The sequence below is a fragment of the Agrobacterium radiobacter genome (assembly GCF_040801995.1).
Taxonomy (GTDB): Bacteria; Pseudomonadota; Alphaproteobacteria; order Rhizobiales; family Rhizobiaceae; genus Agrobacterium; species Agrobacterium radiobacter.
On the sequence record NZ_JBEGHX010000001.1, the window covers coordinates 927488 to 941837 of the forward strand.

Here is a 14350-nt window from a genome sequence, read left to right on the forward strand (position 1 = left end):
CTGCGCTCAGTCGGCAGCGGTGTCCGTCTTCGGCCGTCCGGCACGAAAACGCTGAATCAACGCATAAAGCGCCGGATTGGATTTGATCAGGCTCTTGGTCCGGGCAATGGCGACATAGACCGAGGCTGCTGCGCGACCCTTCAATGTCACCGGCAGGAATATATCGTGCTGCACGGTGAAAAGCGGGCACCAGCTGCGCTTATAGAGCTGGTCGCCGACGCCGAAATCGAAGATCGCCGCCTTCTCGCGACACGCCCTTTCGATCATCAGCCAGAACAGCAATTCGCCGGGGCTGAGTTCCGAAACGGACTCATCGATTGAGCCGAACTGGCAGATGATGTGATCCTGCTTGCGCGAAAGGCCGGCTATCGCGGCAATGACGCCCTCGTTTTCCCCATGCAGGCGAATGGCATGCAGTTCCAGCAGGCTGCCTGTGCCCGTCTCGGGAAAATTGGCGAGATCGTAGAAGAAATCCTTCACAGATTGATTGCGAAAGACATCCGGAATGCCCTGCGAGGCGAAACGGGCGGCCTTCTGGCGGAAAAACGCCTGCAATAATTCGCATCTTTCCTGTGGCGAACGCGCGATCACATGGCTGTAACCGCCCATTTCCTCGGCCCTTCGGCTCTGGATGCGGAATTTCTTCCGTCGCCTCTTGGCATTGACCTGCCGAAGCGTGGCCTCGAAGCTCTCGAGCAGGGGAAGCTGGAAGGCCGGATTCTGGTTTTCGACGGAAGCAAGATGCGAGAGGGGATTGGTCCTGCCGCGCCACGTCAGCGGTATGTTCTGCAAAGCCAGAATATCAGCCCGACCATGCAGCAGCTTCCGCGCCTCGCGGGCAATTGCCGCCGCGATTTCCTGTCCGGCCTGTTCGGCAAAGGAGGGGTCGAAAAGCCCCGTATTGATATTGTTGAAACGGCCGCCGGGAAAACGTGCCTTGCGGATGCCGCCTTCCAGCACGATTTCGAGCGGCAGCAGGAAGATCGTCTTGCCGCCCTGCCGGCCGCGAAGTGTCAGGAGCGCGCTGTCCTGCGTTTGCGCCCAGATGGAGCACCAGCCAAAACCCTGATGCAGCGAATTGAGCGGGTCGCCTTCCAGCTGCTCCCAGTCGGAGCGGATGGTTGCGGCGTCATCGACGAGATCGATCAACAGACGATCAGCACTCCGCCGCTCGTTTTGCACGGCGGTCGGCGCTTGCTTGTCGCTGATAAAGACCGGCTCCTCAGCCGCCATCCACTCTCTCCGGTTGTTTCGGTCGGACTATATCGTTCAGCGGCAAACAATCGGTTTATAATATTGCGACCTGTGGATGTTATACAACGGCTGGCGCTCAGCCCTGTTTTTTAGGTCCGGCCATCCATTTGATGATCAGCATCGCCGGCAAAATCCACAAAATTCCGGTGAACACGAAATAAGCGAGATGCACCCACCAGGGCGATTGCGCCAGTGTCGCTGATGCAATGGCCGTCGCCACCACGGCGTAAACCACGACGAGGCAGATGATGACGACGGTGCCGATGAGCGATCTGAGGCGAGGGTGCATGAAATCTTCCGTGATTGAACAGCTGGCGCGACTATACCGCCGCGACCGCATGCCGCAAACCCTGAGGCCTTGTTTTGTGGTGTCGGTTGGGGCTAATCAACATGACTGTATGAGGGAGACCTGAAAGATGCGTTCGAGCGGCATGACGATGGCAAATGGTTCTGCGGAAATGGTGGTGGAGGCTGCCCTGCAGAAACAGGAGAAGGATCGCCGCCTGCTGCGCATCTGGCTGCGCGTCGTGCTTTTCACGCTCGTTTGTCTGGTCCTCGTCGGCGGCGCCACGCGGCTTACCGAATCCGGCCTGTCGATTACCGAATGGAAGCCGATCCATGGCGCCATCCCGCCGCTTTCCGTTGCTGAATGGGAAGAAGAGTTCCAGCTCTACAAGCGCATTCCCCAATATCAGGAAATCAACAAGGGCATGTCGCTTGACGAGTTCAAGACGATTTTCTGGTGGGAATGGGCGCATCGCCTGCTTGCCCGCACCATCGGCATCATCTTCGCACTGCCGCTCGCCTTCTTCTGGCTGACCGGCCGCATCGAAAAGCGTCTGCGCCTGCCGCTGGTCGGCCTTCTGGCGCTTGGCGGCTTTCAGGGTTTTATCGGCTGGTGGATGGTATCGTCAGGCCTCGTCAACCGCACGGATGTCTCGCAATATCGCCTTGCCACGCATCTGACCATCGCCTGCCTCATCTTCGCGGGCTGCATGTGGATATTGCGCGGCCTGTCGCATCATTCGCCCGACGCCGCCGACGAAAAGACGGGCAGGGGCTTTGCTGCGTTGCTGACGGTGCTCTGTCTGTTCCAGATCTATCTCGGCGCATTGGTTGCGGGGCTGAATGCCGGCCTTTCCTATAATACCTGGCCGCTGATGGACGGCTCGCTGGTGCCGGGCGATCTCTTCCTGCAACAGCCCTGGTGGATCAACCTCTTCGAAAACCCCAAGACGGTGCAGTTCATCCACCGCCTCGGCGCCTATACGCTGTTTGCCGCCACGCTGTGGCATATGGTGTCGATGGCGCGCGCGCTGCCGAATACGCCACACGCCCGCCGCGCCGTACTGTTCTTCGTGCTGGTTTCCATTCAGGCGGCGCTCGGCATCACCACGCTTTTGATGCATGTGGATATTCATGTCGCGCTTGCTCATCAGGGCATGGCGCTGATCGTGCTTGGTTTTTCCGTCGCCCACTGGCGCGGGTTCATCGGCGAATATCCTGCGCCGGTTTCGGTCGAAATCAGGGACTAGAGTATGCAGGTTCATTCTGAACCTGCATACTCTAGATTCTTTTGTTTTCGTTTGTCTTTTCGGGAAAACCGGGTTCCACTTTTCCCTGACAAACTCTGAGCCTGCTCAGAACTGTTTCAGGACGGCCTTGATGGTTGCCGCGACGGCGAGTTCGTTATCGCGCTCTTCCGCATTCTCGTCCTCTTCGTGCCACGTGGCCGAAAGGCAGCCATAGGCGAAGGCATATTGCAGCAACAGCCGTTCATCCCGTTGCAGCGTCTTCGCGAAAATCGCCGCCATGGAGGCGATGCGCGCCTCGCTACGGGTGAGGTCGAAACGGTCCAGCGGATTGGAGAACATGTTGGCGACGTCGAATGCCGCATCGCCGATCAGGCCTGACGGGTCGATGATGATCCAGCCGCGTTCGCTGCGCATGATGTTCTCATGGTGCAGATCGCCGTGCAGCGGCTTGATATCCCACTGCTTGCCGATCAGTTCCTGCGCAAGCGTGGCCGCCTCGATATAGGGGCTTTCCACGCCGTCAGTGCGGTCCTGTTCGGCCTTGCGGAACAGGCTTTCGAAATAGAGCGGCAGCGTCAGCAGGCTTGAGGGCGGCGTCTGCTGCGATGGCTGATGATATTCCAGCAGAACGTTAGCGGCGATTTCCGTGGTGGCATCGTCGTCACCGTCGCGGAACAGCACGTCGCGCAGCGTCTCGGTTCCGGCATGCTCCATCAGCAGAATGTCGTCCGAGCGGTCGAGCAGCTCCACGCAGCCGACACCTGCGCGCCATGCGATGAAATCCGCACCGCGAAGGCTGTCTTTCAGCACTTTCTTTTTCAGGACCTTGGCAACGGCAAGGGAACCGTCCTTGCGCGTCAGTTCGTAAACGATGCCGGCTGGTGTATCGGCGATGCGTTTTGCGGCCTCGATATTCCACGAGGCCGGAAAAGATGGCGTGGTGCTGTTCATGCAAGTCTCATGCGGAAAGCATCAGTTCCATGTTCTGGACGGCCGCGCCAGACGCACCCTTTCCGAGATTGTCGAGCAGCGCGACGAGATTGATATGCTCGCCGCCCGGCGTACCGAAAACGAAGAGCTTCATCGTGTCCTTGCCCGCCAGTTCTTCGGCGTCAATGCGCGCGAGGCCCTTGCTTTCGGCCAGCGGCACGACGCTGACGATGTCCTGTCCCGCGTAGTGGGCGCTCAGCGCCGCATGGATCGTTTCGATGGTCGCGCCTTCCTTCAGGTCAGCGGCAAACAGCGGCACCTGCACGATCATGCCCTGCGGGAAACGACCGACGGAGGGCGAAAACAGCGGTGCACGGTCGAGCTGACCGTGAATGGTCATCTCCGGCACGTGCTTGTGCTTGAGCGTGAGGCCATAAAGGAAATTATTGGCGCTGATTGAGTCATCGCGGCTCCGGTCTTCCATCTGTGCGATCATTTGCTTGCCGCCGCCGGTATAGCCGGAAACCGCATTGACGCTGACCGGATAACCGTCCGGCAGGAGGCCTGCGGCGCGCAGCGGGCGCAGAAGGGCGATCGCGCCGGTCGGGTAGCAGCCCGGATTGGCGACGAGGCGGGCGGAACGAACCTTTTCGCCCTGTTCCTTATCCATTTCGGCAAAACCATAAGCCCAGTCCTGATGGACGCGATAGGCGGTCGAGGTATCGATGATACGGACATTATTGTTGCCGGCCACCATGGAGACGGCTTCTTTCGAGGCATCGTCGGGCAGGCAGAGGATCGAAATGTCGGCGTTGTTGAGCATGTCCTCGCGCATCGCCGCATTGCGGCGCTCGGCCTCAGGGATGGACAGCAGCTCGATATCGCGGCGACCGGCAAGGCGCGTGCGGATCTGCAGACCCGTGGTGCCGTGTTCGCCATCGATGAAGATCTTCGCTGTCATGTCCTTGTCCTGACTTTTCAAAGGGTTGCGAGGGTATTCGGAATCAGTTCGGTAGGTGCCGTTTTCTTTGTCAGCCAGCCTTCGCCAGCCGTTCGGCACGCAGGCCAAGCATATACATTGCAACGGTGGCTCCGGCAATGGCGGTAATATCAGCGTGGTCGTAAGCGGGGGCGACTTCCACGACATCGGAACCGCGAATATCCAGCTGGCCAAGCCCGCGCAGAACGGAGAGAATTTTCGCACTGGTCGGCCCGCCGGCGACAGGCGTGCCGGTTCCCGGCGCAAAGGCTGGATCGAGGCAATCGATATCGAAGGTCAGATAGGTGGGCATGCCGGCCGTGTGCTTGACGATCAGCGAGGCGATATCGCTCGCCCGCATTTCCTCCACCTCGTAACCATGGAGAACGCGAATGCCGAAATCGTCAGGCGCATGGGTGCGGATGCCGATCTGGATCGAACGGTCGGGGTCGATCAGGCCATCGCGCACGGCGCGCGCCACGAAGGAACCGTGGTCGATGCGCTTGCCGTCATCGAACCAGGTGTCCTGATGCGCATCGAACTGCACCAGCGCCAGCGGCCCATGCTTGGCGACATGCGCCTTCAGAAGCGGCCAGGTAATAAAATGATCGCCGCCGAGCGTCAGCAGATAATCCGTCTTGGAGATGATCCGACGCGCTTCCTTTTCGATCGTATCAGGCGTTTTCCAGTGGTTGCCATAGTCGAGCAGACAGTCGCCGTAATCGATGGTCGGCATATGGGCGAAGAGATCGCGCGCGAAGGGATATTGCGGGTCGTTGTCGAAAATCGCCGAAGCCCGGCGGATCGCCTGCGGCCCGAAGCGCGCGCCCGGCCGGTTGGAGGTTGCTGCATCGAAGGGAATGCCCCAGATGGCAGTCGATACGCCCTTGAGGTTCTTTGTATATTTGCGCCGCATGAAGGAGAGCGCACCCGCGTGGGTCGGGTCGGTGGCGGCAGATGTCAGCGTCGTGGCGGAAAAGGCATGGTCGATTGTTTTGGCCGGCATATGTCACCCCATCGCGTTTTGCGCTGAAGGTGCTGTCTTCCCGCCGAAAAAACAAGGGAGGAGACATGAAAAAAGGCGGAGCCGAAGCCCCGCCTTTCGAAGTTCTGAACGAACCGTTCCGAGAAGCGATTAGCGCTTGGAGAACTGGAACGAACGGCGGGCCTTGGCCTTACCGTACTTCTTACGCTCGACAACGCGGCTGTCGCGGGTCAGGAAGCCACCCTTCTTCAGAACGGAGCGCAGGCCCGGTTCGAAGTAGGTGAGCGCCTTGGAAACACCGTGACGTACGGCGCCGGCCTGGCCGGAAAGACCGCCGCCTGCAACCGTTGCAATGATGTCGAACTGGCCGGAGCGGGCAGCTGCGACCAGCGGCTGCTGGAGGATCATCTGCAGAACCGGACGTGCGAAATACGTGGTGAAATCGCGGCCGTTGATGATGATCTTGCCAGAACCGGCCTTCACCCATACGCGGGCTACGGCGTTCTTGCGCTTGCCGGTCGCGTAGGAGCGGCCGAGGGTATCAACCTTGCGGACGTGCACGGGAGCCGAAGCTTCCGATGCCGGGGCGAGGTCTTTCAGAGAGGAAAGATCGGCCATTATCAGGCGCTCCTTACGTTCTTCTTGTTAAGCGCGGCCACGTCGAGAACGGTGGGCTGCTGTGCTTCGTGCGGATGGTTCGAGCCGGCGTAAACGCGCAGGTTCTTCATCTGGCGACGGCCGAGCGGGCCGCGCGGGATCATGCGCTCGATGGCCTTTTCAACGACGCGCTCCGGGAAGCGGCCTTCGATGATCTGGCGAGCCGTACGCTCCTTGATGCCACCCGGGTGACCGGTGTGCCAGTAGTACTTCTTGTCGGAGTACTTGTTGCCGGTGAAGGCAACCTTTTCAGCGTTGATAACGATGACGTTGTCGCCATCATCAACGTGGGGGGTGTAGGTAGCCTTGTGCTTGCCGCGCAGGCGGGTTGCAACGATGGTGGCGAGGCGACCAACAACGAGGCCTTCGGCGTCGATGATGACCCACTTCTTCTCCACCTCAGCGGGCTTCTGAACGAAAGTAGACATAGATTTCACTTTCTAACGTGGACCCGTCATCCTCTTCATGAAAGAGCATACGGGCGTTTCTTGTTGCTTGGTTTGGTTGCCATCAAGGACAACCGCAAATGACCCTATTCCGGCTGGAATCCGATCTGGCGCGCTTATACGGTGCGCGAGCGAAAGCGTCAATATGACGGACTTTGGAGGTCGTAAAAATAATATAGCAAAAACAATGGCTTGATAATGTGGTATTATTTTACCTCACCAAACGAACCCGTTTTACCCCAGTCGCATCACCAGAACGCCCGCTGCTATGATGCCTCCGGCAAGATAACGCCAGATGCTGGCGCGTTCTTTGAGGATCACCACGGAGATTACCAGCGCGAAGAGAATGGAGGTTTCCCGCAGCGCCGCGACGACGGCGACGGGCGCCTTGGTCATGGCATAAAGCGCAAGTCCGTAGGACAGAATGGAGCCGCCGCCGCCGATCAGGCCGCGCCACCAGTTGCGTCGGACATGCTGAACGACAGGGCTGACGCCGCGCTGGAAAAAGGCAAAACCGAAAAGCAGCACCGGCGGCAGAAGCGACATCCACAGCGTATAGGAGATGGCGTTGCTGGAAAGTCTTGCGCCCACACCGTCGACGAAGGTGTAGGACGCGATCACGAAGGCGTTGAGCAGCGCGACCAGAATAGCCTTTCCGCCGCCACGCCTTGCCTCGAATACGAGTGTCAGGATGCCGCCGGAGATGATCGCGATCCCGGCAAGGGCCAGCGGGCTCAAAACCTCGCTCAGGAACAGGCTGCTCGTCGCCGCGACGATCAAGGGAGCCACACCGCGCATGACGGGATAAACAAGGCCGATATCGCCGATCGTATAGGCGGCGGCGACAAGGCGGAAATAGGCGAATTGTAGAACGGCCGAAGCGATCAGGAAGGGAATGGCGACCGGTGCGGGGAAGGGCAGGAAAGGCAGAAACGGCAGTGAACAGGCCGCAGCTCCCGCCGCAATCAGTGAGGCGTCCAGTGATTTGTCGGATCCGGATTTGACCAGCGCATTCCATCCGGCATGCAGCATCGCGCCCAGGAGCACCAGAAGAAGAATGTCAAATGTCACAATAGAGACTCGCTCGCGGGCTACTTTGGGCAACCTACAGCATCGGCCTGAAAACCGGAATCGATTTTCGGTGAGGGCGACGCGCCCCTGCGAATTGTTCGAGTGAGCGTTTTGCGCCGGTGGAACCGCCCACAAACGACATGTGCCAGCGGCTGATATTGCAACACGCGTAAAATTCTTGCTTTGTGCATGTCAGGCGCGCGCGGAATGATTTTGCTCCGGCGCGATATGGTATTCTGCTCAGGATTTCATCCGTCAGATGGTGGCATGAGCGCTGGGCGCACAGCTTGTGGTTTCGATTCGGAGCGTGTTTTGGCCCATAATACTACCTGTTTTGTCAAATAGCTCCGCTGGGCGCTTCGGTCGGAAGGTATATCAATTGGATGGGATGTACATGAAAAGAAATTTCATATCTGCTATGAACGGCTTGCTGTAACGTTGCAGGTTTGTTTGTAGATTGATTTACAGAATAACTTTCTGAAAATTAGATAGCTCTAATTCACCTGCGAACGGAATGAAAACAAACAGGAGACGAAGGGCGCATAACTTGCACGCTAATGTTGTTTGAGCCGCTTTTGTGCCGGTTTGCGCCATTTTGAAAACTGGACAAAATTAGTCAATAGAACCGGGATTCTGGTATTTTGGTGAAATCATTTTGCGTGGACGAAAACGTGCCACTGCGCGACGATAGGTCTGTCGTGGTAGCGATTTTCGGCCGGGCAAGGGTTCAAGACAGCAGGGAAGCTTCCTAGATGGGAAGGGCAGGCGCATTCGGCAGTGTCAGGAATGCGTCGGTGGAATTATGCAGACGAGGCTATGCTCGCGCAGCTTTCAAATGGCGTATCTGCATTGGTATTCTTCAAACCATGTGACGTTCCAAGAGGGATAAGTTGACATGCAGCATGATAGTTACGAGCCCGATTACCTCAGGAGAATTCTGACTGACGTCAAAACCATCGCGCTGCTCGGCGCTTCGCCCAACCCGGACAGGCCGAGCCACGGCGTCATGCGCTTCCTGCTGTCCAAGGGTTACCGCGTGTTTCCGGTCAATCCCGGCCAGGCAGGCAAGGAGATATTGGGACAGAAGGTCTACGCCAGGCTCGCCGATGTTCCCGAGCCGGTGGACATGATCGATGTTTTCCGCGCGCCGGAATATTTATCGGCAATCGTCGAAGAGGCGATATTGCTGCCCGAGCGACCATCGGTGATCTGGGGCCAGCTTTCCGTTCGCGATGACAATGCCGCCGCCAAGGCGGAAGCCTATGGCATAGAGGTTGTGATGGACCGTTGCCCTGCAATTGAGTATCCGCGTCTCAATATTGTGCGATAGTTGGTACGGATCGGACTTATCATTTGGCGGCAAGGCATTATGATCCCTTCAAAATTCCATTGGAGGAAACATCATGCCGAGCAGCAATCCCGGGTTTTCAACGCTGGCCGTCCACGCGGGCGCACAACCTGATCCGACCACCGGCGCGCGTGCGACACCCATTTATCAGACGACGGCCTTTGCTTTCCGCGACGCCGATCACGCCGCCGCCCTGTTCGGATTGAAAGAGTTCGGCAATATCTACACGCGAATCATGAACCCCACCCAGGCTGTTCTGGAAGAGCGCGTGGCGGCGCTGGAAGGCGGCACGGCGGCGCTTGCCGTGGCGTCCGGCCATGCCGCGCAATTGCTGGTCTTCCATACGCTCCTGCAGCCCGGCGACAATTTCGTCGCCGCTCGTCAGCTTTATGGCGGCTCGATCAACCAGTTTGGTCACGCCTTCAAGGGCTTCGACTGGCAGGTGCGCTGGGCTGACGCCACCGATCCGGCCAGCTTCGAGGCGCAGATCGACGACCGCACACGCGCCGTCTTCATCGAAAGCCTTGCCAATCCCGGCGGTACTTTCGTGGATATAGCCGCGATTGCCGATGTCGCCCACCGGCACGGCCTGCCGCTGATCGTCGACAACACCATGGCGAGCCCCTATCTGCTGCGGCCGCTGGAACACGGCGCTGACATCGTGCTGCATTCGCTGACGAAATTCCTTGGGGGGCACGGCAATTCCATGGGCGGCATCATCGTTGACGGCGGGACCTTCGACTGGTCGGCGACGGATAGATATCCGGCGCTGTCGCAGCCCCGGCCGGAGTATTCCGGCGTCGTGCTGCACCAGACCTTCGGCAATTTCGCCTTCGCCATCGCTTGCCGCGTTCTGGGATTGCGTGACCTCGGACCGGCCATTTCGCCCTTCAACGCCTTCCTCATCCTGACGGGCATCGAGACACTGCCGCTGCGCGTTCAGCGCCATTCCGACAATGCGCTGGCCGTCGCGAAATGGCTGAAGGCGCATCCCAAAGTCAGCTGGGTGCATTATGCCGGGCTGGAGGACAGCGACAACTACGCCCTCCAGCAGCGATATTCGCCAAAGGGCGCAGGCTCCGTCTTCACTTTCGGCGTCAAGGGTGGTTATGCGGCCGGCAAGGCGCTGGTGGAAGGGCTGCAGCTCTTCTCCCATCTCGCCAATATCGGCGACACGCGCTCCCTCGTCATCCACCCGGCCTCCACCACGCATGCGCAATTGACACCGGAACAGCAGACGGCCGCCGGTGCAGGGCCGGATGTGGTTCGCCTGTCGATCGGCATCGAGGACGTCAAGGACATCATCGCCGATCTCGAACAATCGCTTGCCAAGCTGTGACGTGGTTGGTCACGCGAGTTTGGTACTCGCGTGACTCCCCCTTCGAATTTCCTGCGGTGATATTCCCGTTCATTGCGCGGGTGAAATCAGCGGGAAACTGAGGTTGTCACTTCGGTTTGTGGATAAAACTTTGGTGTCAGTGCCGGAAGGCAGTTGGTGAGCCAGGCGGACGATGGGCGCGCCGCTTCCGTTCATTGGCTACCATCTTACCCGGAGCGCCGAATCTGCCTAGAACAGGCCCTTGCACTCCCATTGCGAAAGATAGGCCATATGAAAAACCGAACCGGAATGCTCCGCATCGTCACCCTTCTCCTTGCGATCGGGGTCGCGGGTATGGCTGATATACCTGTCGTCGCTTCGGTTTCGCCGGCAAAGGCGGAGGCGGAATATTTCCCGACTCAGAAGGATTTTGTCGGAAAGTGGAAACTCAGCGGTGCGACCAGCCGCCCGCCGCGCGATATGAAGACCGCGCCCACCGCCCAGCAGGAAGCGGATGCGACACTGTTCCAGGAGACGGTAACGACATTTTACTCGGCGTTCGACTATCTGGAGATCACGGCGGACGGTCGTTATAATTTCCATCAGGCCGGTGATCCCTCAGGTTCATGCGTCTGGTGTGGAACATGGTCTTTCAACAAGAGTTCGCTTTGGCTGAAGCTGGATACGGCACCCAGGCTCGATATTTATGCGAAGGACGGCGATATACAGATGACCTACACCGCCGAACCCGACAAGAAGTCGAAATATACCTGGCTGGTTTTTGGCTGGACGAGGATGGAGTGAACGGCATCTTCTCCCGCTGCAAGGCCGCGACGGGAAACGGGGCAACGAGCAAGCGTTCGCTGCCCATGAAATCAATTTTAAGTTGTATTTGAAGTTGAAGACGTTTGACGAAGCGCTCACAAATGAGCAAAGCTATTTTACCAACCACATTTGATGGATCCGGATGTCATGGCGAATTTTCTGTCCTTTGATGATGTTACCGAGGTGGAGCATGGCGCGCCTGCGCCGGAAAGGCTGATCTCCGGCGATCCGAGATTCACCACATGGAATATCGAGGAGGCTCCCGGCGGCATCTATGCCGGCATCTGGCAGTCCACCCCCGGCAAATGGCGGGTTGTTTATGACGAATGGGAATATTTCAACATTCTCGAAGGTCATTCCATCCTGACCGAAGATGGCGGTGCGCCGCGCGATCTGAAACCCGGTGACCGCGTTATCCTGCGTCCGGGCTTTGCCGGCACGTGGGAGGTCGTGGAAACGACGCGCAAGGACTACGTCATCCGGCTGTGAGGCCGGATGCGGTTTGGTGCTTACTGCTCATCGAATTTGAGAATCGATGGAAGGAGTCCGGGAAAGCGGGCTTCCATGTCCTCAATGCGCACAACGCTGATATTTTCGACGCCCTGTTTATGGGTGCGGATCAATCCTGCCTCACGCAGGATTCGCATATGGCTGGACAGGGTGGAGCGCGGCATATCCTGACAGGGGGCTGCCGCACCGCAATTCTGCCCGGTCTCCGACACCCATAATTTGCGGATGATGCCCATGCGCGCGGGCTCGCCAAGGGCGGACAGCACGGCGGTAAGCGATATGTCCTCGCGAGCGGGATGAAAAAACTGAACCATGGACCGCCTGTAGCATATGGATTGACAAGCTTCAATATTTCAATAAAACCGAAATACCGAATTATGGTAATTCGGAAATTACGATATTCATGGAGTTTGCAATGTCTGGACTATTCAGCGGACAGGTGGTCGTCGTCACGGGCGGATCGACAGGCATCGGCTTTTCAGTCGCCAGGTTGTTTCTGGAAGGCGGCGCCTCTGCGGTCTATGTGACGGGCCGCAATTCAGCCAATCTCGACGCCGCCGTCGCCAAGCTCGGGGAAGGGGCAATCGGCTTCGTTTCCGATGTTGCCAAGCTTTCGGATCTGGAACAGCTCAAGGCTCGCATTGAAGCCGACGGGCGAAAGGTGGATGTGCTGGTCGCCAATGCCGGCATCGCCGAGAACAACGATCTTGGTGCGACCCATGAGGCGCTCTACGACCGGATTTTCGACATCAACGTGAAGGGCGTGTTCTACACGGTGCAGACGTTGTTGCCGGTACTGAAGGACGGCGGTTCGATCGTACTGACGGGGTCGATCGTCGGCAACAAGGGCATGGAAAAGCTGAGCGCTTACAATGCTTCGAAAGCGGCGGTTCGCTCATTCGCCCGCAGTTTTGCCAATGATCTGAAAGCGCGGGAAATCCGCGTCAATACGGTGAGCCCGGGCGTTACCCGCACGCCGATCATGGAAAATGGCCTGAAGATGGACGATGAGAAGATCGCCGGTTTCAAGGCCTATCTGAAGGATGCGGCACCGATCGGCCGTATGGCCGACCCCGACGAAATCGCCGAGGCGGTGTTGTTTCTGGCATCTTCCAAGGCCAGCTATATCACCGGCGTCGAGCTCTCGGTTGATGGCGGTCTGGCCCAGATTTAAGGCCGAATCCTCCCTCTGCCTTACCAGCTGAGATCGAGCCGCTCCAGGCCATGGAAATGATAGACATCCTTGACCTTGGGCGGCTCGGCAATCTTCAGGCCCGGCAGGCGTTTGAAAAGCAGGGGCAGGGCGAGATTAAGCTCCAGCCGTGCAAGCGGTGCGCCGATGCAGAAATGGATGCCGGCGCCGAAAGAGACGTTGGCGCCTTCATTCCGGTCCGGCTGGAAAGTCAGCGGATCGGAAAATTTCGCCGGGTCGAGATTGGCTGCTGCTAGGATAAGGCTGACCTTGTCGCCGCGCTTGAATGCGACGCCGTCGATTTCGACCGGTTCCAGAACCCAGCGCTGGAAAATATGAACCGGGGCGCAGATGCGCAGGGTTTCTTCCACCGTGCGTTCCGTGGCGGCCTCGTCATGGAACAGGGTCTCCGGAGAAATGCCGCTTTCCAGAATGATGCGCACGGAATTGCCGATCTGGTGCACGGTCGCCTCGTGCCCGGCATTCAGCAGCACGATGGTGGTGGAGATGAGCTCGTCGTCGGTCAGGTATTGGCCCTTGTGCTCCGTATGGATCATGTGGCTCAGCAGGTCATCCTTCGGCTCCGCCCGCCGCTCGGCGATCACGCTGCGCACATAGTCTGAAAATTCATGCGCGGCCCTGTCGGCCAGAAGCTCGTCCTCGGGCGTGCGCTTGAACATGTACATGCCGACATAGGCATGCGACCATTTCAGAAGCTGCGGCCCCATCTCTTCGGGAATGCCGATCATGCGGGCGATCATCGTCACCGGGATGATATCGGCATAAGAGGAGAGCAGCTCGGTTTCGCCCTTGCTCTCGAAGGCATCGATCAGGCGGTTGGCGAGTTCCTCGATTTCCGGTTTCATCTTGTCGACATGCCGGGAAACGAAGGCGCGGTTGATGAGCGTGCGCAGCCGCGTGTGTTCCGGCGGCTCCAGCTCCAGAAGCGAATGCTGCTCGGCGGCGTCGAAATGCTTCACATGTTCCAGCGGTTGCGGCAGGCCGATTTCCTCGCGGCTAGCCACATGCAGGATCTGCCTTCCGAAGCGGCGGTCGCGCAGAAGTGCGCTGACATGGTCGTAACCGGTGAAGAACCATTGCCGCTGCTCCTCCCAGTAAAAGGTGGGACATTGCGCATGCAGGGCGGCATAAACCGGGTTCGGATCGTTGTAGAAGGCCGGGTCGCGGGCGTCGAGTGAAACGCGGCGGGTGGCGGGATCGATTTTGAGAAAGGGAAATGTCGCTGTCATGCCCATGGTTTATTCCGCGCGTGGCGCTTTGGGAAGGGAGGGGAACTCCC

The 14350-nt window shown here is 58.6% G+C and carries 16 protein-coding genes; 6 read left to right on the top strand and 10 right to left on the bottom strand.

Features of this window, described 5'->3' with window-relative positions; all coding sequences use genetic code 11:
• Positions 1-6: 6 nt before the first annotated feature.
• Complete coding sequence (gene uppA, locus MRBLRC7O_RS04730) at positions 7-1233, bottom strand: polysaccharide biosynthesis GNAT family N-acetyltransferase UppA (protein ID WP_080866085.1); 1227 nt, start codon at positions 1231-1233, stop codon at positions 7-9.
• 97 nt (positions 1234-1330) lie between these two features.
• Positions 1331-1543, bottom strand: a complete 213-nt coding sequence (locus MRBLRC7O_RS04735) for a DUF2842 domain-containing protein (protein WP_003502315.1) — start codon at positions 1541-1543, stop codon at positions 1331-1333.
• A 142-nt stretch (positions 1544-1685) separates the two neighbouring features.
• Here MRBLRC7O_RS04735 and MRBLRC7O_RS04740 point away from each other — a divergent pair, with 142 nt between their 5' ends.
• Positions 1686-2789, top strand: coding sequence for a COX15/CtaA family protein (locus MRBLRC7O_RS04740; protein ID WP_035212501.1), 1104 nt, complete (start codon positions 1686-1688; stop codon positions 2787-2789).
• A gap of 105 nt (positions 2790-2894) precedes the next feature.
• On the opposite strand, the gene MRBLRC7O_RS04745 is transcribed toward MRBLRC7O_RS04740, so the two are convergent.
• The 6 genes from MRBLRC7O_RS04745 to MRBLRC7O_RS04770 form a co-directional block, all read right to left on the bottom strand.
• A complete protein-coding gene (locus tag MRBLRC7O_RS04745; protein ID WP_080866086.1) occupies positions 2895-3740 on the bottom strand; it encodes an aminoglycoside phosphotransferase family protein in 846 nt (281 codons plus the stop codon).
• Positions 3741-3747: 7 nt separating this feature from the next.
• On the bottom strand, positions 3748-4680 hold the full coding sequence (gene argC / locus MRBLRC7O_RS04750; RefSeq protein ID WP_080866087.1) for an N-acetyl-gamma-glutamyl-phosphate reductase: 933 nt from the start codon (positions 4678-4680) through the stop codon (positions 3748-3750).
• Positions 4681-4750: 70 nt separating this feature from the next.
• Entirely contained in the window at positions 4751-5704 is a 954-nt protein-coding gene (gene speB / locus MRBLRC7O_RS04755; protein WP_080866088.1) for an agmatinase, read from the bottom strand.
• Positions 5705-5833: 129 nt separating this feature from the next.
• A complete protein-coding gene (gene rpsI, locus MRBLRC7O_RS04760; protein WP_003496509.1) occupies positions 5834-6301 on the bottom strand; it encodes a 30S ribosomal protein S9 in 468 nt (155 codons plus the stop codon).
• A gap of 2 nt (positions 6302-6303) precedes the next feature.
• Positions 6304-6768: a 50S ribosomal protein L13 gene (rplM, locus tag MRBLRC7O_RS04765; protein WP_003502335.1), complete on the bottom strand. Its 465-nt coding sequence runs from the start codon at positions 6766-6768 to the stop codon at positions 6304-6306.
• A 252-nt stretch (positions 6769-7020) separates the two neighbouring features.
• Positions 7021-7857 carry an EamA family transporter gene (locus MRBLRC7O_RS04770; protein ID WP_080866089.1) on the bottom strand — a complete coding sequence of 279 codons (837 nt, stop codon included), beginning with the start codon at positions 7855-7857 and terminating at the stop codon, positions 7021-7023.
• Positions 7858-8752: 895 nt separating this feature from the next.
• Here MRBLRC7O_RS04770 and MRBLRC7O_RS04775 point away from each other — a divergent pair.
• The 4 genes from MRBLRC7O_RS04775 (at position 8753) to MRBLRC7O_RS04790 (ending at position 11837) form a co-directional block, all read left to right on the top strand.
• Entirely contained in the window at positions 8753-9187 is a 435-nt protein-coding gene (locus MRBLRC7O_RS04775; RefSeq protein WP_003502339.1) for a CoA-binding protein, read from the top strand.
• Between the two features lie 73 nt (positions 9188-9260).
• Positions 9261-10544: an O-acetylhomoserine aminocarboxypropyltransferase gene (locus tag MRBLRC7O_RS04780; protein ID WP_003502341.1), complete on the top strand. Its 1284-nt coding sequence runs from the start codon at positions 9261-9263 to the stop codon at positions 10542-10544.
• A 270-nt stretch (positions 10545-10814) separates the two neighbouring features.
• Positions 10815-11327: a hypothetical protein gene (locus MRBLRC7O_RS04785; protein WP_080866090.1), complete on the top strand. Its 513-nt coding sequence runs from the start codon at positions 10815-10817 to the stop codon at positions 11325-11327.
• Positions 11328-11495: 168 nt separating this feature from the next.
• On the top strand, positions 11496-11837 hold the full coding sequence (locus MRBLRC7O_RS04790; RefSeq protein ID WP_003502345.1) for a cupin domain-containing protein: 342 nt from the start codon (positions 11496-11498) through the stop codon (positions 11835-11837).
• A gap of 20 nt (positions 11838-11857) precedes the next feature.
• On the opposite strand, the gene MRBLRC7O_RS04795 is transcribed toward MRBLRC7O_RS04790, so the two are convergent.
• Positions 11858-12172 (bottom strand): ArsR/SmtB family transcription factor, encoded by a 315-nt coding sequence (locus MRBLRC7O_RS04795; RefSeq protein WP_060724092.1) that lies wholly within the window; start codon positions 12170-12172, stop codon positions 11858-11860.
• Between the two features lie 89 nt (positions 12173-12261).
• On the opposite strand from MRBLRC7O_RS04795, the gene MRBLRC7O_RS04800 reads away from it, so the two are divergent.
• Positions 12262-13032, top strand: a complete 771-nt coding sequence (locus MRBLRC7O_RS04800) for an SDR family NAD(P)-dependent oxidoreductase (RefSeq protein ID WP_162690818.1) — start codon at positions 12262-12264, stop codon at positions 13030-13032.
• 20 nt (positions 13033-13052) lie between these two features.
• Here the strand turns inward: MRBLRC7O_RS04800 and MRBLRC7O_RS04805 are convergent, their stop codons facing one another.
• Positions 13053-14306, bottom strand: a complete 1254-nt coding sequence (locus MRBLRC7O_RS04805; protein WP_003502351.1) for a cytochrome P450 — start codon at positions 14304-14306, stop codon at positions 13053-13055.
• Positions 14307-14350 lie beyond the last annotated feature (44 nt).